Genomic DNA, 19,537 nt, shown 5'->3' on the forward strand with positions numbered 1-19,537 from the left:
ACAGTTGACCGATGAGGTGGTGGGACGGCAGCCGGCCGGGCCGCGCGGCCAAGAGCCCGCGCGGCGTAGGGGAGCGCACGCCGGCCGCGTGGGCGAGCTGGCGGCGGTCGCCGGGGTGCGGGTACTGCGCCTCCGGCGGGGGCGCTCCGGCTCCAGGATGGCCGGGGCTGCGTCGGCGGGTCACGGTCCGTGGGTGGTAGCGGTAGGCCATCCCGCCTGCCATCGACCCGGGCAGAGCCGAGCAGACCACCGCCCGACCCGCCAGCGTCCGAACCTGTGTCAGGGTCCGCTTGACGTGGCGGGCCGGGCGGCGGCCCGCTCCCCAGGAGGGCGGGTCGACGGCAGACAGGATGGCATTACGCCGTCAGTTTGGCGCTGCCGCTCTAACGCCTGGACCGCTTGGTGTTCTCTCTGCGCATCGACTGAAGCAGACCAGCAGCGGCGACCATGATGGCCGCGGCCTCAGCTCCGGTCAGCTTCAGACCGCTTGCTTGGCTCAACGCGTGGACTGGGCAACGGTCGTATATGGGGGCTCTGAGTCGCAGCTCAGGGCCCCAAGCAACACCTCCGGACGCCTCCAGCGGGTCAAGCGGGCTTGGCCTGCAAGATAGTCGTCGGATGCGCGTCGGCGAGTTCACGGACCACGGCGCTGTGAGGTCCCGGGCTGCTCCGCTCGCCGTCGGATGGCAAGCTCATGCCTCATGATCCATGACTTCGCTAAGGACTATCTGCACCGCCAGCTCAGGTCGAGACGTCAGGCGCTGATCTGGAAGCTCGGTGGGGACGCCGTGAGAAGTCCGGATCGCGTGGAGGTTCGCCCGTGAGGGCGGTCATCGTCGCGGCTGCGGTCGCGTTCATCATCTCCCTGTTCGGCACGCCGGTGGCGATTCGCGTCTTCACCGCGCTCAAGGCAGGCCAGCCGATCCGATCCATCGGGCTCGCCAGCAACCAGGGCAAGAAGGGCACGCCCACGATGGGAGGCGTCGTCTTCATCGTGGCGACCGTCTTCGCCTACGTCGCCGGGCACATCGCCCTGACCACCCTGCCTGAGCGGCAGATCGCGCAGGAGGGCCCGACAATGACGGCCCTGGTGCTGCTCGGCCTGTTCGTCTTCTGCGGCGCGGTTGGCTTCTTCGACGACTTCCTCAAGGTGCGCCAGCGCAACTCCGACGGACTGTCCGCCAAAGGCAAGCTGCTCGGCCAGGCGATTGTCAGCGCAGGCTTCGGCATCGCCGCGCTCTACGTGCCGAGCACCAACGGCCAGACCGTGGCCAGCGAGCACATCTCGCTCATCCGCGACATCAGCTGGCTCGACGTCGGCAAGGTCGGCGCGGTCATGGTCATCGTCTTCGTGATTACGGCGATGTCGAACGGCGTGAACCTCACCGACGGCCTCGACGGCCTGGCCACCGGCGCGTCAATCCTGGTGCTCGGCGCATACGCGCTGATCGGCTTCTGGCAGTACCGGCACTGGTGCGCCGACGACGCGTACGGCCGCGTGAACGACTACTGCTACCAGGTCCGGGATCCCCTGGAGATCGCCATAATCGCGGCGGCGGCGGCCGCCGCCTGCGTGGGCTTCCTGTGGTGGAACACGTCCCCGGCGCGGATCTTCATGGGTGACGTGGGCGCGCTCGGACTCGGCGGCCTGATCGGCGGGCTCGCGGTGGTAACCCGCACCACGCTGCTTTCGATCATGATCGGCGGGCTCTTCGTCATCATCACGACGACCTGGGTGATCCAGATCGTCTCGTTCCGGACCACCGGTAGACGCGTCTTCCGAATGGTGCCGTTGCACCACCACTTCGAGCTGGCCGGATGGAGCGAGGTCAATATTGTGGTCCGGTTTTGGATCGTTGCCGGCGTGTGCGTGGCGGTCGGCCTGGGCATGTTCTACTCGGATTTTCTGGCGGTCGTTGGATAAGAGCCACGCGACAAGCCTTGTCGCGCCACCGACGGTGATCCACCTGGCAGCCTGGTTCCCCACCCGGGTGCCAGCTGATCATTCGAGCATGACAGCGGCCGTGAGGTACGCGGAATTTCGGGGTGGCTGTGACCGAAGTTGTTTGGGTACCTCTTGCCTCCGGCGTTCCCGCCCTCCGTCAGCAAGACGTCAGCGAGACGCGCAACAACGGCCGACAATCGCCGGCACAAGACAGCAAGGTTCTTGACGCCAACGCCACCCGCCGGCACCTATCGGCAAGCGCCCAAACCATGGAGCCGCCTTTGCAACGCAATGTTCTGCGAAGAAGCTAGACGGGAGGCTGTTGACAGCCATGGCGACAGCAACCACGCCGGACGAGAACGCCCGTCGGCGGCTGTGTACGGATGGCCGCCCGAGGTCGCGGACGTGGCCAGACACGTCCGGACGGCCTGCACAGAGCTTGTAAGCGAGACGTCGCGGCTCAATATCGGCTGGCTCAACGTGGCGGCCAGTGGCGCGAGGAGCGGGCGACGCGGCCAGCCAGGTTCGAGATGAGGCCGGCCAGTTGCCAACGTGTCTAGTCGAGAAGCCAGCTGAACAACGTCTTGACCGGTGGAGTCAAGGAGGAGGCGGTAACGAGGGCCGCGAGAACCGTGCTAACGATCAGGCTTCGCCGGTGCACGAAGGTCCGCATCCCGGCCTTCAGGAGCCGGGTGACGGCGACGAGCGCTGCCGCAGCAGCGACGTACGGCGCCACGCCGATGACGACGATCATCGCAAGCGCCGCCGGTCCCCAGAGGCCCGGCCAGAGGTTGGCGTTGCCGGTGTACTCGTCGCCCTGATGAGGCAGGTAGAGGTACCCGGAGAAGGACGCGGCTCGGCTGAGGGCAACGCCGATGGCGCCGACGTAGACAGCGGCCAGGGCGAATTGCGCACGCGCCAAGGTCCGGCCGGAAGAAGCCGGTGCAGGTGTCGGATCGACATCAGCGGTCGTCATGCAGTGCATGCTAGAACCGGTCAGCCGCGCGGTGTGCCCGACTACCTCCGCCAGTGCCGAGCAGCCAAGCGAGCAGCCAAACCGGCGAGCAACAGCGGACGAGCGCGGACGCGGACCCCACGTCGAACAGGACGACCAAACGGCTGACCAGCGCCCCGGGACTGACTCGTAATGAGTAGGTCGGAACGTTGGCCCGCTCGTTCCTGTCAGTGCGGGGCACACTGGGGGCACAAGACACCGTGAAACGTCGTCAAGCAGTGCCGAACGATGGCAGCCCGGCACCCCGCATGAGCAGGCGTCGAAGGCTGATCCCGCTGGTAGCGGTACAGCGGCTCATAGTTCCGCTTCAACGTCTGACACTCGGGCTGGGTGACTAACTGGGTGACTACGGCCACGAACAACGACGGACAACCGTGGACGATGACGGACCGTTTGCGCAGGTCAAGCGGGAAAAAGCACCAGCTCTCTCGGTCATGATCGTTCCCTGACACGGAAGAGGTCACTGGTTCAAACCCAGTAGCGCCCACCAGCAGGTCAACGGCTCGTTACCGGAACCCGGTAGCGAGCCGTTCTCGTTGTGTCAGCCTCTGCCGAGGCCGTTGACGAACGTGTCCACGACGATGTCGGCCGCGTGCGGGGCTGTCAGGTCGGGGAACTGATGGGCGGCACTGGCGACCAGTTGGTCGAGGGCCGCCCGCACCCAGGCCAGGGGCACGTCCGAGCGCAGGAAGCCTTCATCGACGGCGCGTTGGAGGAAGTCGGTCAGTCGTTCGCTCTGACCCTGACGCCGCTGGTGCGCGTCCGGGTCCTGCTGCATCAGGCGGGCTGTGTCGACAGGCCACTCACGGCTGACCGGGATGATGCCCTCCACGTAGCGGTGCAGTGCGACCGGCACCGGCGCCTCCGTGAGGCGCGCCTCGTTCAGGACCTGTTCGGTGGAGTCGAGTTTCGCCTGGAACACGGCGGTGAGCAGGGCTTCCCGGCTGGCGAAGCGCCGGTGGACCGTGGTGCGGTCGACCCCCGCCGCGTTGGCGATGGCTGCCACGGACGTGCTCGGATCCTCGGCCAGCAGTCGGGCACCCGTGCGCAGGACCGTCGACAGATTGCGTGCGGCATCAGCTCTCATAGTCCCGTTAACCCTATCACTGTGGCGGTTACCACCACCATCGGCAACTAGGCGTCGGCGCTGAAGACCGCTTCTGCAACATCGGTGTAGCGTTTAGCCGGCAATGCTCCGCACTGAGGGCAAACGATCTAGGAGTTGGGAGCGGTACGCCATGTCAAGGACTTGGTTGATCACCGGTGGTTCGCAGGGTCTGGGGAAGGCGCTGGCGACCGCGGTGCTGGCTGCGGGTGATCAGGTCATGGTGACCTCACGCCGGCCGGACGCGCTGGCCGATCTGAAGGCGGAGCACCCGGAGCGGCTGGAGACCGTGGCGCTGGACGTCACGTCACCTACCGACGCCCGGAACGTGGTCGCGGCGGCGGTGGAGCGTTTCGGCTCCCTCGACGTGGTCGTGAACAACGCCGGTTACGCCACCAGCAATTCGTTGGAGGACTTCCCGGAGGATGAGTTCCGGGCGCAGATTGAGACGAACCTGTACGGCGTCATCAACGTGACCCGGGCGGCGCTGCCGGTCCTGCGAGGTCAGCGTTCTGGACACTTCGTGCAGATCTCGTCCATCGGCGGCCGCGTCGGCGGCACTCCCGGACTCGGCGCGTACCAGACCGCGAAGTTCGGGGTCGAGGGCTTCTCCGAGGTGCTGGCGAACGAGGTGGGCCCGCTCGGCGTCAAGGTGACCATCGTGGAGCCGGGAGGCATCCGTACCGGTTGGGCCGGTGGCGCGGCGGTGGCGTCCGGCACCATCCAGCCCGACTATGAGCAGATCGTCGGACAGTGGCGGGCCATGTTCGCCGACTACGCCGGCAACGAGCCGGGCGACCCCGCCCGCATGGCCGGGGCGATCATCGACGTGGTGAACTCCAATGAGCCGCCGCGTCGGCTGCTGCTCGGCGGCGACGCCCTCGGGCTTGCGCTGGAGTCGGACGAGAAGCGGCTCGCGGAAGCCCAGCAGTGGGCCGAGGTCAGCCGTTCCACGGACTATCCGGACGCGTCGGCGAGTGCTGCGGCGCAACCGGTCGAGATGACGCGGAACATCTGAGGAGGGGCGAACCGAAACCGATGGCGGTCGTGGTCGGACCTTGCGTGATCGGCGGCGCGATGAGTGTCGCCCGGTACCTGCGGCTCTTCGTCGCTCATGCCCGGCTTGACGGCGTCCGAGGCGATTCGGCCGGGCGCCACCTAAGCGCCGGGCACCGGCCCTGCCAGTAGTCGGTTACTCGCCGGCGCGGAGTACCTCGCTCAGCCGGTCGCGTCGCCGCAGCGCCGACTCGACAGGTACGACCGTGGCGGCCGCCGCCAACAGCGCCACGCTCACCAGGCCCAGCAGCCACCACGGCAGGACCGCCGTCGGGTCGGCGGTCTGGCCGGTGAGCAGCCGCAGGTCGAGCGGGCCGAGCGTCAGGCGTGCGAGCAGGGCCCCGAGTAGCGGGCCGCACACCGCGGCGACCACGACCGGCGGCAGCACCTCTCCGGCGGCGACCCAGCGGGCGTCGCGTGGCCGCAGGCCGAGGGTCCGCAGCCGGGTCAGGGTCTGCCACCGCGCCGACGCACCGGCGGCGGCGGCGAGCGTGAGGCCGAGCAACCCCAGCGCCAGCAGCACCGCGGCGGCCGTCCACGCCAGACGTATTAGCCCTGCGGTCAGCGGAGCCACTCGCTGCGCCCGCAGGACGTCCGCGCGCAGCACGACGTCGGCGGCGACGCCGGTGTTCGACACGGCCCGCGCCGCGCCGGGGCCGGTCACCCAGACGGTGTTCGGAACGGCGGGCAGCCCGGCGTCGGCCAGAGCCGAGGCGTCCACGATGACGACGTCGGTCGCGCCACCGACGGAGGGAGCGGTACCGACCGCGGCGAGACGGATCGCGGGGGCCTGGTCGTCGGTCGCCGTACCGTTGGGGGCGCCGTCCCGGGGTAGCTGCAGCCGCGTGCCGGTCCGCAGAGCGCCGTCGCTCGATCGGACCAGCGCTGGGACGTCCCCGGGGCCAGGCCCGGGTGCCGTGAGCCGGGCCAGCGCCGGCGCATCGGGCAGCGCAGTGGTGGCCAGCAGCCGTTGGAACGCGGCGGCGTCCACGATGACCAGGCGTGGGGTGAGCAGTGTCGATTCGGTGAAGACGCGTGCCGAGTCGGTCACCCGCGCGACGACGACCTGCCCTACCCCGGGTGCGGCGGCGATGCGCTCGGCGAGTGCGGGCGTGGCCGCCTCGGCGTCGGCGCTGACGTCGAGGCGGGCGTCGGCGCCGACGGCGCTCCACGCGCCGTCGGTCAGACCCCGGGTGACGGTGGTGCCGAGGATGAGCGCGAACGACGCGAGCGCCGTGGTGCTGACCAGAACCAGCAGCGGCAGCGCGCGCCCGGCCGTTGTGGCCGCCTGGGCGGCACTGAACACGGCCAGCGGGCGGCGCGAGCGCAGGGCCTGTCCGAGCGCGAACCGCGCCCCGAGGGGCAGTAGCCGGAGCAGGACGAGCGCGCCGACCAGCGCGCCCAGAGTGAGGGCGCTGATCGGCAGGATCAGGTCGCCGGTCAGCTCACCGGCGTCGCCGTCGACGGCGACGGGCAGGAGCCCGCGCTGGTGCAGTGTGACGAAGGCGGCGACCGCGGCGACCAGGACGGCGGCCTCCACGGCGGCGCGGCGCAGCTGGCCGGTGGCCCGGATCCAGCGCCGAGCGGCCGGGTTGGCGGGTTGACGCCGGTCGCGGCTGGCGCGGGCGGCGGCGAGGGTGCCGAGCGCCGGCCCGGCGACGGCACCGGCCACGACCACGGGAACGGCCCAGGTCCAGGAGACGCCCGGAGCGACCGCGCGGGCGAACGCGAGCCCGACGGCGGCGGCCGACAGGGACACCACGGTGGACTCGATGATCAGTTCCGTACCGAGGTCGGGTAGCGCCGCCCCACGCTGCCGGGCGGCGCTCAGCACCGGGGTACGGCGGCTTACCAGCAGCTCGGCGGCGAGCAGCAGGACCAGTACCGTGGCGGTCAGCACCCCGGCGAGCAGGACGGCGGCCTGTGCGGAGGCGGCGCTGTTTTGCGTACGGGCGACGCGCAGGGCGGTGTCCAGCTGCGATTCCCACTTCAGGGATTGGCCGCGGTCGCTTGATGAGCCGGAGGTTGCCTTGAGCTTGACCACCTGGCTGGCGAGCGCCGCGGTGGCGTCCCAGGTGAGCGCGTCGGGAGCGGGTGCGAAGTGGACGGTGCGCCGCAGTTGGTCCTCGTCGATGGCGAGCCGGGCGTCCGGTAACGACTCGCGCGACAGCAGGCCGGCGAACCGGGTGGTCCCCACGCCGTCGGCGCCGGGTACGGGGCGCAGTAGCGCCGGGGCGAGTCGCCAGGCTGGGTCGGCGCTGTCCGCGGGTCGGTAGATCCCGCTGATCCGGACGTCCTTGTCGCGACCCTGGCCGTCCTTGACCCGGATTCGGTCGCCGGGGCCGAGGTTGAGTGCGGCGGCTTCCGGCTCGGAGAGGCCGACCTGCACCGGCCAGAGCGGTCCGTCGTAGGGGATCTCGACGTACTCGTCGGAGACGGCGGGGCCGGGTGGGCTGCCGGCGATCCAGGTCACGTCCGGGCCGCCGAGGTCACCGGCCAGGTAGGTGAACTGGAAGGTACGCGGCACGCGGCCGTCGGTGATGCTGAGGATCGGACCGTTGACAATGGCGACGGGCGGGAGCAGCGCGGCGTCCAGGTCGGGCCCGAGCGCGTATGTCGCCTGGGCTCGGAAGTCGTCGAGGTCCTCGGCGAGGTGGGGCATCCGGACCCGCCCTCCGGTTGGCCCGTCGTCGCGTTCCCAGTTGGCGTGAACGAGGACGTTCGAGTCGGGGCCGGCGCGGCGGACCGTGTCCTGGACGGCTTTGTCGGCGGCGGCGCGGAGCAGCGCCGGCACGGCCCCGGCGAGTAGCGCGACGGCCGCGATGACGGCGGCGGTGAGCAGCAGAGGTCCGGCGTCGGTACGGCCACGGCCGCGGATGCTGGGCCAGTGCAGCGCCGGCCACCGGCGGGTCAGCCACCGGTTCACGGCGCCACCCGTAGGTGCGCGGCGTCGGCCCGGCGGACCTGGACGGTGACCACAACGGCGACCGCCAGTACGCATCCGGCCAGCAGTACGGCGAGGAGTGCGGCCTCGGCTGGCCACGGCCAGTGTGGCTGGGCGGCCGGGACGGGCGCGGCGCCGGTGTCGGAGCGCACGAGCAGGGGAGCGACGAGGCGGGTGGCGAGCGCGCCGACGGCCGCGCCCGCCGCGAGTAGGGGCAGCAGAATGCCGGCGTGCTGGCCGAGCAGCACGGCCCGGATGCCGCGCCGGGACATCCCCAGGCCGCGCAGCCGCGCCACCTCGACGGCGCGGACCTGTAGATCACAGGTGACGTGCAGGACGACGCCGGCGAGCAGCAGCAGGGCCGCGGCCGGGACGATGAGCCGGAGTGCGGCCGGCAGCCCGGCGCGCAGCGGGCCGCCGATGAGGCGGGCGGTCTCCGCCTCGCGGGTCGCGATGGTGCCCAGGTGCAGGGCGTCGGCCCGCTCGGCGGCATCCCGACCGGCTGGGTGGCCGACCCACCAGGCGTCGACCGGGAACGTCAGGTCGCCGGTGACGGCGCGTGCGCGGGACAGCGTGTCCAGGTCGGCCAGGACGGCGACGGCGCCGGGGGCGGACGGTACGGTCGGCACGACCTCGGTGACGACGATCGGGACGGGCGTGATGCCGACCGTGACGCTGAGCTGGCTGCCGCGCTTGGCACCGACCTCGCTGGCAAAGCGGGCGGAGACGGCGACGGGCACCGGGCCGGGGTCCGGGAAGGCGGTGGCGACGAGGGTCCGGGCGGCGTCCTCGGCGCCGCCGAGGTCGACGGTCGCGGCCATCCGCAGCGCGGTTCCCGTCGGCGTGGCGGACAACCCGACGGTCAGGTCGCTCAACGTGCTCGGGACCGGCGGCGCGGACGTGGCGGTCCAATCTGATCCGTCGGTGGACCTCTCCGCCGACGCGGCGGCGGGCACGGTGAGTGTGACGGCCACGGCGACGGGTCCGCTGACCGCGTCGGCGGTGACCGGCAGGGCGACCGCGACGAGGCGCAGCCCGTCAGCCGTCGCGCAGGCGGGCAGCCGGAACTCCTGGCCGTCGAGCGGTACGGCGGGACCGGTGCAGGACGTGCGTAGGCCGCTGGTGTCCTGCAGCAGCAGCCGGGGCGTCACGGCGAGCGGGGTGTGGCCAGCGGCGGTCCCGCTCAGGACGAGCGGGGCGCCGGTCGGAATGGCGAGGCCGGTGGCCGGGGTGCGTGGCGCCAGCGTGGCACCCACGTCCGCCCACCCGCGGTCGCTGTCCAGCCGCCCGCGCAGCAGCGCGTCGGCGCGGGTGGTGTCGACGGCGACCAGGCGCGGCGCATCGCCGGCGCCGCCGAGCCACTGACCGACGGCGGTACCACGGTCGAGGACCGGACTCACGGCCCCTGCGGTGGCCGCGCTGACGACGGCGCCCTCTCCGGCCACCGGCGCCGTGCTGAGGGTGAGTGCCAGGTCGGTGCCGACGGAGAGCGCGGCCTGGTCGCGCTGCGACTGGTGCCACGTGTTGTCGAAGGCGAGGCCGAAGGTTCCGGCCGCGCAGGCCAGTCCGACGAGCAGCCCGGCGGCGACCGCTTGTGGCCGGCGGGCGGTCTCCGAGACGGCCAGCGGAAGCGCCAGCCCGCGGGCGCGGTACGCCAGCCGGTCGGCGCCGCGAAGGGCGGGGAGAACCACCCGGAGAGCCAGGGCGGCGCCTGCGGTGAGCAGCAGCGCCGGCGCGAGCACCCGAACCGCGTCAGCGCGTGGGTTGGCGGCGGTGGGTTGCGCGTGCAACTGCCACCATCCGGCGGCGGCGAAGACCGCGAGCAGCAGGTCGGCGCCGGATCGGGCCAGCAGTTCGCGGCGGGTGCGTTGGTCGCCGGCTGCCGGGACGGGCCGGATCGCCAGGACGGTGAGTACGGAGGCGAGCACCAGCGCACCGCCGGCAACCGCGAAGACCTGGGCACCGGCGATGGCCGGCCGGACGGCCAGGCCGGCGCCGTCCAGCGGCGGCAGGTGGGTGAGGCCGGCGTGCAGGGCCGACGAGGCCGGTATCGCGAGCGCGGCGGCGACGGCGGCGACGAGCCCGGCCTCGGCTGTCGCGGTGGCGGCGAGTTGGCGACGGCTGGTGCCCAGGGCGGACCGCAGGGCGGTCTCGTCGGCGCGGATGCCCGCGGTCAGCCGTCCGGCGAGGATGAGTGCCGTCGCGGCCAGGACACCGCCGAGGACGGCGATGGCGAGCACGACGGCGGCGGTGACGTGCCGTTGGTCATCGGCGGCCCGCAGGGTCGCCGGTAGGTCGGAGGCGACACGTGCGAGCTGGACGCGGTCGCCGAGGGTGCCGGCCAGCCGGCGGTCGGCGCTGCGGACGGCCTCGGTCACGGTCGCCAGGTCGCGACGGTTGTTGTGGGACAGGTCCGGATGGGCGGTGATCTCCATCCGGTCGACGGTGGCGCCGGTGGTGACCAGGTCGGCGAGGTCGAGGAGGAACGGGCCGTAGGCGTTGACCGGCTGCATGAAGCGGCCGTCCCGGTAACCGGTGGCGGAGCCGGCCGCGGCCAGCGGGTCGCGGTCCCAGCCGCGCCCTGCGAGCGGGCGCACCACACCGACGACGGTCACGTCGATGGCCGGGACGGGTGCGTGGGCCAGCTCGGCGCCGAGGCGCACCCGGTGACCGGGGGTGAGGCCGAGCAGTTGTGCGGTGGACTCCAGCAGCACCGCGTCGCCCGGCTGCTGTGGCCAGCGCCCGGTGACCAGCTCGGCTCGGGCCGGCAGGTCGTCCAGCCCCGACAGGTACGCCTGGGCCGGGACGCTGGTGCCCTTGGCGAGCGCGGGCGGCAGCGCCCGCAGCACTGTCGACGCCCGCGCGGTTGTCGTCACCGGGAACGGTGCGAGCGCGGCGGCCACCACGGTGCGGGTGTCGGCGGCGACGGAGGTCGTGTCCTCGCCCTCGACGGTGCCGGTGTAGACGGTCACGTCGACGGCGGCGGGGTCGGCGCGGGCCATGGCGACCTCCAGCGCCCGCTCGGCGGTGCGGGTGACCAGCAGGGTGCAGGTGCCCAGCAGGGTGGCGCCGATCATGACGACCCCGAGGAGGGTTGCCAGCAACGGCCACTGCGCGCGGGCGCGCCGGCTGGCCAGCCTCATCGACGCGTCACCCGACGTCCGACGCGGGCGCGTACGGCTGCCCGGCCGCCTGTTCGTCGAGGTGCCCGTCGTGGATGCGGATCACCCGGTCGGCCAGGGCCATCATCACCGCGTCGTGTGTCGACACCAGTACGGTGACGCCTTCGGATTCCACAATCCCGCGCAGCAGGGCCATCACCGACAGGCCCGTCTCGGCGTCCAGTTGCCCGGTGGGCTCGTCGGCGAGCAGAAGCCGGGGCGAGGCGGCCAGCGCGCGGGCGATCGCCACCCGCTGCTGCTGGCCGCCGGACAGCTCGGCCGGCCGCTGCCGGGCGTGGTCGGCCAGGCCGATCAGCTCCAGCAGCAACTCGACCCGCCGCTCGCGCTCGCTTGGGGCGACGCGGGCCATCCGCAGCGGGGCCGCGACGTTTTCCGCGGCCGACAGCACCGGGATCAACCCGAAGCTCTGGAAGACGTACGACACCTTCTCGCGCCGCAGCCGGGACAGGCCATCCTCGTCGAGCGCGGTGACGTTGGTGCCGTCGACGTGCACGCTGCCGGCGTCCGGGCGGTCCAGGCCGCCGATGACGTTGAGCAGGGTGGTCTTGCCCGAACCGGACCGGCCGACGAGCGCCACCATCGCACCGGCGGCCACGTCGAACGACACGCCGTGCAGGGCGTGTACGACGGTCGGCCCGGTGCGGAAGCGCCGGTGTACGCCGCGCACGCTGAGCAGCGGTTCGCTGCTCATTCGCCGCTTCCCGAGTCGGCGCGGAGCGTGATGTGGTCGGGTTCCAAGGCCAGCCGGACCCGTCGGGTCAGCGCCAGCGCCTGGCGGAACTCGCGGGGCACCTGGACCCGCCCGGCCCGGTCCATCACGGCGTACTCCTCGGCGATCATGTGCGTGTCGCCCTTCGCGTCGGTGGTGGTGCGGCGCAGCACCTCGCTGCTGGTGCGCCCATCCCGGATCGCGACGGTCCGTTCGACCTGGCCGCTGACCTCCGGATCGTGGGTCACCACGACAACGGTGACGCCGTACCGTCGGTTGACGTCCCGCAGCACGCCGAAGACCTCCGCGGACGTGGCGGCGTCCAGCTCGCCGGTCGGCTCGTCGGCGAGCAGGACCCGCGGCTGGTTGGCCAGCGCCACCGCGATCGCGACCCGCATCTGCTGCCCTCCGGAGAGTTGCCCGGGGCGCCGATCGGCGCAGTCGGCGACACCGAGGCTGTCCAGCAGTTCGGCCGCGCGCTCCCGGCGCTCCTCCTTCGGGGTACGGGCTGCGGTCATCGGCAGGTCCACCATCTCCCGTGCGGTCAGGTAAGGGATCAGGTTGCTCGCCGTCTGCTGCCGTACGAACCCGACGGTGTGCCGCCGGTAGTTCACCCGGTCCGCGCGGGACATCGCCAGCAGATTCCACCTGTCGACCCGGACCCGGCCGGCGGTGGGGGCGTCGATGCCGGCCAGGATGGAGAGCAGCGTCGACTTGCCCGACCCGGAGGCACCGACGACGGCGACCAGTTCACCACTCTCCACGGCCAGGTCCAGTCCCTGCAGTGCCTGCACCTCGATCGAACCGGCCTGGTAGATCCGCACCAGGTTCTCGCAGACGATGAGCGCGTCCCGGCCGAACTCGGGTGCCCGCGCGGATGGCCGCGGCAGGGACAGTGGTGGGCTGGTCATCCCCTTCTCCGTCCGGGTTGTGCCGACGTCGAGCCAGCCTCGGGTAGCGGTCGCGCCCACCGATCGGGCACGTGGTGTCACCCGGCCGGCACGCATGGTCACCAAATGCGTCAAGCGCCTCGATTGCCCAGGCTGACGCAGATTGAAGCAGGTTCGCAATCGGCGGCTCCGTTGACCCATGCCCTAGGCGGCTTTCCTGCATTCTGGACGGAGGACCCCCACCTGCCGAGGCCGGTCTTCACTGTGGCGGGTCGTGAACCTGCCGGGCTCCCACGCCGACTGAACAGGCGAGGGAGGGCCAATGAGCGATGAGTTGCTGGTGGTCCGCTGTCAGTTGGGCGAACGGGAGGCGTTCGCCGAGCTGGTGCAGGGCGGGTATCCGGCGGTCGAGCGGTACGTCGGGCGGATGTTCGGCGAATCGATTCGATGATGACCGATGTTATCGTGAGGTGGTGAGCGGTGACGGGGCGCCGGGCTCCCATTCGGGATTGAACGGCGTGGCCAAAGCGGTAGGCATCGTCAGTGGCGTCATCGCGATTGTGCTCGCAATGGAGCCATTGTTCGGCTGGAACCCACTCGGCGAACTGTCCCCCGGCCCGTCCGGCACCGCCAGCCCGACGCCGCTCGACGCGCGCCCCCGCATCCCGCCGACCTCCGACCCCGGCCTTAACCGCGACCCCAATCCCGACCGCACAGGTTGCGAGGAGGCGTTCCGGATCCTCAAGGCACCGGTGCCTGAACGGGAAAGCGACCTCGGGCCCGTATACGCCTACGCGGTGCAGCAGGCGGCGCAGCTCCAGGTGGTTGCCAGGAAGACCACCAATCCGGCGGTGACCGCCGCGGTGCGGGCCTACGCGACCGACTGGGACTCCCTGGGGTCGGCCGTTCAGGACCACGAGGATGCGAGACACCAGGCCGAGCGGTTCGTCAACGACGCCAAGCTGTACACGGAGTCGTACAACAAGCACAACAAGGACGTCGCGGAGTTCGGCCGGCAGCAGCGGTACTACGAGAGTCGGGGCGACATCCGAAACGCCACCATCGCGCACAACAACGCGGTAGCCGCCGACGAGAACGCCCGGGTCGCGCGCAACCAGAGCAGCACGCTCCTGCAGAAGTCGAGCGAGGCGACAGCTCAGGTGGAGACGGCCTCCCAGCGGATGACCGCCGTCTTCCGCAAGCTGCGCGCGGACGTGAAGGCCCTGGGCATCGCCTGCGACTAGATCAACCCGCGCGGCTCGAGCGGCAACCGTGCCGCTCTCACCTGACGGGTTCTGCCATGGGCAGATCCGCGGCCGGCGAACGGAGGTGCCATTCGCCGACCTGTGCAGGCAGGGTGGAGCGAATGAGATTGCTGGTGCTGGGCGGTACGGGTTTCGTGGGTGGCGCGACGGTCACCGAGGCGGTGCGCCGTGGCTGGTCGGTGACAGTGTTCAACCGAGGGCTGCACGGCACGGTGCCTGCCGGCGTACACCGGTTGCGGGGTGACCGCACCGAGCCGGACGGTCTGGCGGCTCTGGCGGGCGGCGAGTGGGATCTGGTGGTCGACACCTGGGACGGCGCCCCGCTGGGGGTGCGGGAAGCGGCCCGCGCACTGGTCGGGGCGGTCGGGCACTACGCCTACATCTCCAGCGGCTCGGTGTACGCCCCACCGGTGCCCGCGCACGTCGGTGAGGACGCGACCACAGTGGATGGCTCTGCCGACGCCACCGAGGGGGACTACGCGCAGTGCAAGATGGGCGGTGAGCTGGCGGCGACGGAGGTCTTCGGCGAGCGGGCGTTGCTGGTCCGCGCCGGGCTGATCCTCGGCCCGGGTGAGGACATCGGCCGGCTGCCCTGGTGGCTGCAGCGGGTGGCCCGCGGTGGCGACGTGCTCGCGCCCGGCCCGGAGGACCTGCCCGTGCAGTACGTCGACGTGCGCGACCTGGCCGGGTGGACGCTCGACCGGGCCGCCGAAGGGATCGGCGGCGCGTTCAACGTCATCAGCCGTTCGGGGCACGCCACGATGGGTGAGCTGCTGGCGTCGGTCGTCGCGGTGGCCGGCTCCGACGCCCGGCTGCGGTGGACCGACCCGGAGCCGATCCTGGCCGCCGGCGTGGTCCCCTGGAACGATCTGCCGATCTGGATTCCGCGCGACCACGAGTTCCGGTGGTTGCAGGAGCGCGGGGTGGAGAAGGCGTACGCGGCGGGGTTGACCTGCCGGCCGGTGGCCGACACGGTCGCCGACACCTGGCAGTGGCTGCGTTCGGTCGGGTCGGTGCCGCCGCGCGCCGGCCGTCCGGCCCGGGTGACGGTGGGGCTGGACGCCGAGCGGGAAGCCGCGCTGCTCGTCTGACCGGGCAGGCCAGTGGTGCCGAGGTCAGGTCGGCGCCACCGGCAGCATCGGCGGCGGCCTCCGCCAGCGCTGTGGTCAGCGTTCCCGGACCACCGCGACCGGGCAGTTGGCGTGCTGGATGAGCTGCTGGCTGACCGAGCCGAGCAGCATCCCAGCGAGCCCGCCCCGGCCCCGGCTGCCGACCACCACCAGCCGCGCGTCGCGACTCACCTCGATCAGCATCGCCGCCGGGCCGGTCGGGATCAGGTCGACGGTCACGTCCAGATCGGGGAAGGTCCGCCGCCACGGTTCCAGCGCCTGCTCCACCGCGGCCCGCTCGTCGGGCGCCCCGGCCGCCCCGCCCGGGCCCGGTGTCCAGGCGTGCAGGACCCGCAGCGGCACCTGCCGCTGCGCCGCCCGTTCCGCCGCGAAGCCGAGGGCCACCAGCGAAGGTTGCGAGCCGTCCACGCCGACCGCCACCGGGCCGGCCGACGCGTCGACCGGAGCGCTGCCGGCCCCGTCCCGGACCACAACGACCGGGCAGTGTGCGTGCGCGGCGACCGACACCGCCGTCGACCCGACCAGCAGACCTCCGAATCCGCCGTGGCCTCGACTGCCGAGCACCAGCATCCCGGCCTCGGCCGAGCGTTCCTGCAACACCAGGGCAGGTGGCCCGTCGTACACCTCGCCGGTGACCGTCAGCCGGGGGTGTGCGGCGACGGCGTCCGCCGCGGCCCTGCGGACCAGATCCTCGACCTGCCGGCGGGCAGTCTCGTCCGGCCAGACCCCGGGTGCCACGCCCGGGCCGACCCAGCCGGCCACGGTCAGCCATTCGAAGACGTACGCCAGCCGCACCGGTTGGCCGCTGTGCCGAGCCTCCTCCAGCGCCCAGTCCACGGCCACGGAGGCATCGGTGGAGCCGTCGTAGCCGACCAGGATCTCCGCGTCACGCACGTCGTACTCCTCAGGGGTTGGTCGGGTCGGTCTCGCGGACCCAGCGCCACTCGGCGACCTGGGGGTCGTCCTCGCCGTACTGGCGGGTGTAGTCGCGGGCCGCCTGCCGGGCGTCGACCATCCGCTGGCGCAGGTGCGCGGCACGGGCGGCCAGCCCGGGCACCCGGTCGATGACGTCGATGACCAGGTGGAACCGATCCAGGTCGTTGAGCATGACCATGTCGAACGGGGTGGTGGTGGTGCCCTCCTCCTTGTAGCCGCGCACGTGCAGGTTCTCGTGGTTGCTGCGGCGGTAGGTGAGTCGGTGGATCAGCCACGGGTAGCCGTGGTAGGCGAAGATGATCTGCCGGTCCTCGGTGAAGATGGTGTCGAACTCGTTGTCGGTCAGGCCGTGCGGATGCTCGGTGTCCGGCTGGAGCCGCATCAGGTCGACCACGTTGACCAGCCGGACCTTCAGGTCCGGGAGGTTCTGGTGCAGCAGTTCGGCGGCGGCCAGCGCCTCCAGGGTGGGCACGTCCCCGCAGCAGGCGAGCACCACGTCCGGCTCGCTGCCGCCGTCGTTGCTGGCCCACTCCCAGATCCCCAGGCCGCGGCGGGTGTGCTGGATCGCCTCGGTCATCGTCAGCCAGTTCGGCGCCGGCTGCTTACCGGCCACCACCACGTTGATGTAGTGCCGACTGCGCAGGCAGTGGTCCATCGTGGCGAGCAGGGTGTTGGCGTCCGGCGGCAGGTAGACCCGCACCACCTCGGCCTTCTTGTTGACCACGTGGTCGATGAAGCCGGGGTCCTGGTGGGAGAAGCCGTTGTGGTCCTGACGCCAGACGTGGCTGGACAGCAGGTAGTTCAGTGAGGCGAGCGGCTGCCGCCACGGGATGCCGCGGGTCACCTTCAGCCACTTGGCGTGCTGGTTGAGCATCGAGTCGACGATGTGGATGAACGCCTCGTAGCTGGTGAACACGCCGTGCCGGCCGGTCAACAGGTAGCCCTCCAGCCAGCCCTGGCACAGGTGCTCGGAGAGCACCTCCATGACCCGACCATCGGGGGAGAGGTGGTCGTCGCCCGGTACGGTCGCGGCCACCCAGGCCCGGCCGGTCACCTCGAACGCGGCACCCAACCGGTTGGACGCGATCTCGTCCGGACCGAACAGCCGGAAGGTCTCCGGATTGGCGCTGATGACGTCGCGGATCCACGGCCCGAGCACCCCGGTCGCGCCGGCCATCGGCTCGCCCGGTTCGGGGACCTCCACGCCGTAGTCGCGGAAGTCCGGCAGGGACAGGTCGCGCAGCACCACACCGCCGTTGGTGACCGGGTTGGCGCTCATCCGCCGGTCACCGCGCGGTGGCAGCGTCCGCACCTCGTCCACCGGCGCGCCGGTCGCGTCGAACAGCTCCTCCGGCCGGTAGCTGCGCAGCCACCGCTCCAGCTCGGCCAGGTGCGCCGGGTTGTCGCGGACCCCCGACAGCGGCACCTGGTGGGCGCGGTACGTGCCCTCCACCTGGGCGCCGTCGACCTCGCTCGGGCCGGTCCAGCCCTTCGGCGTCCGCAAAATGATCATCGGCCAGCGGGGACGTTCGACGATGCCCCCGGAGCGGGCCCGTCGCTGGATCTCGGCGATCTCGTCCAGCACGCGGTCCATCGTCGCGGCGAGGACGCGGTGCACCTGGGCAGGGTTGTCGCCGGCCACCACGTACGGCTGGTAGCCCGAACCCCGCATGAGATCGAGCAGATCGGCCTCGGGGATCCGGGCCAGCACCGTCGGGCTGGCGATCTTGTAACCGTTGAGGTGCAGGATGGGCAGCACCGCGCCGTCGCGCGCCGGGTTGAGGAACACGTCGGAGAGCCAGCTCCCGGCCAGCGGCCCGGTCTCCGCCTCGCCGTCGCCGACCACACACGCCACCACGAGATCCGGGTGGTCGAACGCGGCGCCGTAGGCGTGGCTCAACGCGTACCCCAGCTCGCCGCCCTCGTGGATCGAACCCGGCACGTCCGCGGCGACGTGGCTGGGGATGCCACCCGGGAAGGAGAACTGACGGAAGAGCTTGGACATGCCGACCTCGTCGCGTGCCACGTCGTGGTAGCGCTCCGACCAGGTGCCCTCCAGCCAGGTGTTGGCCACGATGGCCGGGCCGCCGTGGCCGGGGCCGGTGACCAGCATGGCGTTGAGGTCACGCGCCACGATCACCCGGTTGAGGTGGGCGTAGATCAGATTGAGCCCGGGGCTGGTGCCCCAGTGCCCGAGCAGCCGAGGCTTGATGTCGTCGGTGGTCAGCGGCTCCCGGAGCAGCGGGTTGTCCAGCAGGTAGATCTGCCCGACGGTGAGGTAGTTCGCCGCGCGCCAGTAGGCGTCCAGCCGGCGCAGCTCGTCGTCGGTGAGGGCGCGGTGCACGTCGAGAGCGGTGTCCATCATGCTGCCTCTCGCGGGTAGGGGTGGGGCCTCCAGCTTCGCCGCTGCGAACGCCCCGGGTCAGGGCCGGCGGTCCCGCGTGGGCCGGGCGTCGGACCCGGTCAGCGGCATCTCGGCCAGGCCACGGACGACGACCACCGGGGCGGGGGAGTGGTAGAGCAGGGATTGGGCGACCGCGCCCAGCATGGCGCGTGCCGGTTCGTCGCCGCGGGCGGCGACCAGCGCCACCTGCGCCGCGCGCGACGTGTCGACCAGGACCTGACCGGGGTCTCCGCGCACCACGCGACACTCGGTCGGCACCGAGTTGTCGCGGCTGGTGTGGCGGGCCAGGGCCTCGCTGAGCTGCTCGGCTACCGCGTCGGTGTCCTCGTCGTACTCCACGACGCGTAGCGCCAGCAGTCGGGCGCCCCTTCGGGCCGCGCACTCCGCGGCCCACTGCAGAGCGAGGTGCGAGCTGGGCGAGCCGTCCACGCCGACCAGGACCGGCCCCTGCGGCGGCGGCTCGCGGCGGACCACCAGCAGCGGGCAGCCGGCCCGCGCGGCCAACTGCACGGCGAGCGTTTCGGCCGGGACGCACTGGCCGCTGCCGGCCATCCCGCTGTCGCCGACCGCCAGCAGGAATGCCCCCTCCGACCGGCGGATGAGAGTGGCCAGCGTGGCGCTCTCGACGATCTCGCCGCCCACGGTCAGCTCCGGCTCGACCTGGTGGGCGAGTTGGGCGGCTCGGGTGATCAGGCTCTCGGCCTCGTCACGGGGAGCTGCGACGGTGTCCGCGGCGAAGGCCGCGTGCCAGTCGAAGGTGTGCAGCAGGTGCAGCGGCCGGCCGTGCGCGGCGGCTTCCTGCGCGGCCTGTTCGACGACCGGAAGGTCGAGATCCGAGCCGAGGCCGACCAGCACCGCTGCATCGGCGGGTACGGCCATCGATATCACCTCCCGGGCGTCGCGCCCGGCACGACCAAGCTATCCCTGACCGAGGGTAGTCCGATGGTCACGTTTGC

General features: G+C 71.9%; 14 protein-coding genes. 5 read left to right on the top strand and 9 right to left on the bottom strand.

The features are described from left to right. The first annotated feature begins 820 nt into the window (after positions 1-820). The gene (mraY, locus tag JOD64_RS22635; protein ID WP_204944040.1) at positions 821-1,924 is read left to right on the top strand and encodes a phospho-N-acetylmuramoyl-pentapeptide-transferase; all 1,104 of its coding nucleotides are present in this window, start codon (positions 821-823) and stop codon (positions 1,922-1,924) included. A gap of 577 nt (positions 1,925-2,501) precedes the next feature. On the opposite strand, the gene JOD64_RS22640 is transcribed toward mraY, so the two are convergent. Further along, the gene (locus tag JOD64_RS22640; RefSeq protein ID WP_204944041.1) at positions 2,502-2,921 is read right to left on the bottom strand and encodes a hypothetical protein; all 420 of its coding nucleotides are present in this window, start codon (positions 2,919-2,921) and stop codon (positions 2,502-2,504) included. Between the two features lie 580 nt (positions 2,922-3,501). After that, positions 3,502-4,047, bottom strand: a complete 546-nt coding sequence (locus JOD64_RS22645; protein WP_204944042.1) for a TetR/AcrR family transcriptional regulator — start codon at positions 4,045-4,047, stop codon at positions 3,502-3,504. Between the two features lie 151 nt (positions 4,048-4,198). Between JOD64_RS22645 and JOD64_RS22650 the strand changes: the two genes are divergently transcribed. Then, positions 4,199-5,083 (top strand): oxidoreductase, encoded by an 885-nt coding sequence (locus JOD64_RS22650; protein ID WP_204944043.1) that lies wholly within the window; start codon positions 4,199-4,201, stop codon positions 5,081-5,083. 174 nt (positions 5,084-5,257) lie between these two features. Here JOD64_RS22650 and JOD64_RS22655 read toward each other — a convergent pair whose 3' ends face one another. From JOD64_RS22655 to JOD64_RS22670, 4 genes are read right to left on the bottom strand one after another with little or no spacing between them, the layout of a single operon-like run. Then, positions 5,258-8,047 carry an FtsX-like permease family protein gene (locus JOD64_RS22655; RefSeq protein ID WP_204944044.1) on the bottom strand — a complete coding sequence of 930 codons (2,790 nt, stop codon included), beginning with the start codon at positions 8,045-8,047 and terminating at the stop codon, positions 5,258-5,260. Then, complete coding sequence (locus JOD64_RS22660) at positions 8,044-11,208, bottom strand: FtsX-like permease family protein (protein WP_204944045.1); 3,165 nt, start codon at positions 11,206-11,208, stop codon at positions 8,044-8,046. Before JOD64_RS22660 ends, JOD64_RS22655 begins: the two co-directional genes overlap by 4 nt. A 7-nt stretch (positions 11,209-11,215) precedes the next feature. Continuing rightward, complete coding sequence (locus JOD64_RS22665; protein ID WP_204944046.1) at positions 11,216-11,938, bottom strand: ABC transporter ATP-binding protein; 723 nt, start codon at positions 11,936-11,938, stop codon at positions 11,216-11,218. Continuing rightward, on the bottom strand, positions 11,935-12,867 hold the full coding sequence (locus tag JOD64_RS22670; protein WP_204944047.1) for an ABC transporter ATP-binding protein: 933 nt from the start codon (positions 12,865-12,867) through the stop codon (positions 11,935-11,937). The genes JOD64_RS22665 and JOD64_RS22670 overlap by 4 nt, the downstream gene beginning before the upstream one ends. A 301-nt stretch (positions 12,868-13,168) precedes the next feature. Between JOD64_RS22670 and JOD64_RS33550 the strand changes: the two genes are divergently transcribed. From JOD64_RS33550 to JOD64_RS22680, 3 genes are all read left to right on the top strand, one after another. Continuing rightward, positions 13,169-13,297: an RNA polymerase sigma factor gene (locus JOD64_RS33550; RefSeq protein WP_275581590.1), complete on the top strand. Its 129-nt coding sequence runs from the start codon at positions 13,169-13,171 to the stop codon at positions 13,295-13,297. Positions 13,298-13,319: 22 nt separating this feature from the next. Next, positions 13,320-14,090 (top strand): hypothetical protein, encoded by a 771-nt coding sequence (locus JOD64_RS22675; RefSeq protein ID WP_204944048.1) that lies wholly within the window; start codon positions 13,320-13,322, stop codon positions 14,088-14,090. 122 nt (positions 14,091-14,212) lie between these two features. Next, positions 14,213-15,202, top strand: coding sequence for an NAD-dependent epimerase/dehydratase family protein (locus tag JOD64_RS22680; RefSeq protein WP_204944049.1), 990 nt, complete (start codon positions 14,213-14,215; stop codon positions 15,200-15,202). Between the two features lie 75 nt (positions 15,203-15,277). On the opposite strand, the gene JOD64_RS22685 is transcribed toward JOD64_RS22680, so the two are convergent. Genes JOD64_RS22685 through JOD64_RS22695 form a run of 3 tightly spaced genes read right to left on the bottom strand, consistent with a single transcriptional unit; the run spans position 15,278 to position 19,460 of the window. Further along, on the bottom strand, positions 15,278-16,135 hold the full coding sequence (locus tag JOD64_RS22685; RefSeq protein ID WP_204944050.1) for a universal stress protein: 858 nt from the start codon (positions 16,133-16,135) through the stop codon (positions 15,278-15,280). 10 nt (positions 16,136-16,145) lie between these two features. Continuing rightward, positions 16,146-18,539, bottom strand: coding sequence for a phosphoketolase family protein (locus tag JOD64_RS22690; protein WP_204946191.1), 2,394 nt, complete (start codon positions 18,537-18,539; stop codon positions 16,146-16,148). A gap of 60 nt (positions 18,540-18,599) precedes the next feature. Next, positions 18,600-19,460 (bottom strand): universal stress protein, encoded by an 861-nt coding sequence (locus JOD64_RS22695; protein WP_204944051.1) that lies wholly within the window; start codon positions 19,458-19,460, stop codon positions 18,600-18,602. Positions 19,461-19,537 lie beyond the last annotated feature (77 nt).

The sequence above is a fragment of the Micromonospora luteifusca genome (assembly GCF_016907275.1).
GTDB lineage: Bacteria > Actinomycetota > Actinomycetes > Mycobacteriales > Micromonosporaceae > Micromonospora > Micromonospora luteifusca.

Excerpts from the sequence above, each read along its gene's own strand:
- JOD64_RS22650 (WP_204944043.1), top strand. The coding sequence starts at position 4,199 with ATGTCAAGGACTTGGTTGATCACCGGTGGTTCGCAGGGTCTGGGGAAG.
- JOD64_RS22690 (WP_204946191.1), bottom strand. The coding sequence starts at position 18,539 with ATGGACACCGCTCTCGACGTGCACCGCGCCCTCACCGACGACGAGCTG.
- JOD64_RS33550 (WP_275581590.1), top strand. The coding sequence starts at position 13,169 with ATGAGCGATGAGTTGCTGGTGGTCCGCTGTCAGTTGGGCGAACGGGAG.
- JOD64_RS22665 (WP_204944046.1), bottom strand. The coding sequence starts at position 11,938 with ATGAGCAGCGAACCGCTGCTCAGCGTGCGCGGCGTACACCGGCGCTTC.
- JOD64_RS22660 (WP_204944045.1), bottom strand. The coding sequence starts at position 11,208 with ATGAGGCTGGCCAGCCGGCGCGCCCGCGCGCAGTGGCCGTTGCTGGCA.
- JOD64_RS22645 (WP_204944042.1), bottom strand. The coding sequence starts at position 4,047 with ATGAGAGCTGATGCCGCACGCAATCTGTCGACGGTCCTGCGCACGGGT.
- JOD64_RS22695 (WP_204944051.1), bottom strand. The coding sequence starts at position 19,460 with ATGGCCGTACCCGCCGATGCAGCGGTGCTGGTCGGCCTCGGCTCGGAT.
- JOD64_RS22670 (WP_204944047.1), bottom strand. The coding sequence starts at position 12,867 with ATGACCAGCCCACCACTGTCCCTGCCGCGGCCATCCGCGCGGGCACCC.
- JOD64_RS22680 (WP_204944049.1), top strand. The coding sequence starts at position 14,213 with ATGAGATTGCTGGTGCTGGGCGGTACGGGTTTCGTGGGTGGCGCGACG.
- JOD64_RS22640 (WP_204944041.1), bottom strand. The coding sequence starts at position 2,921 with ATGACGACCGCTGATGTCGATCCGACACCTGCACCGGCTTCTTCCGGC.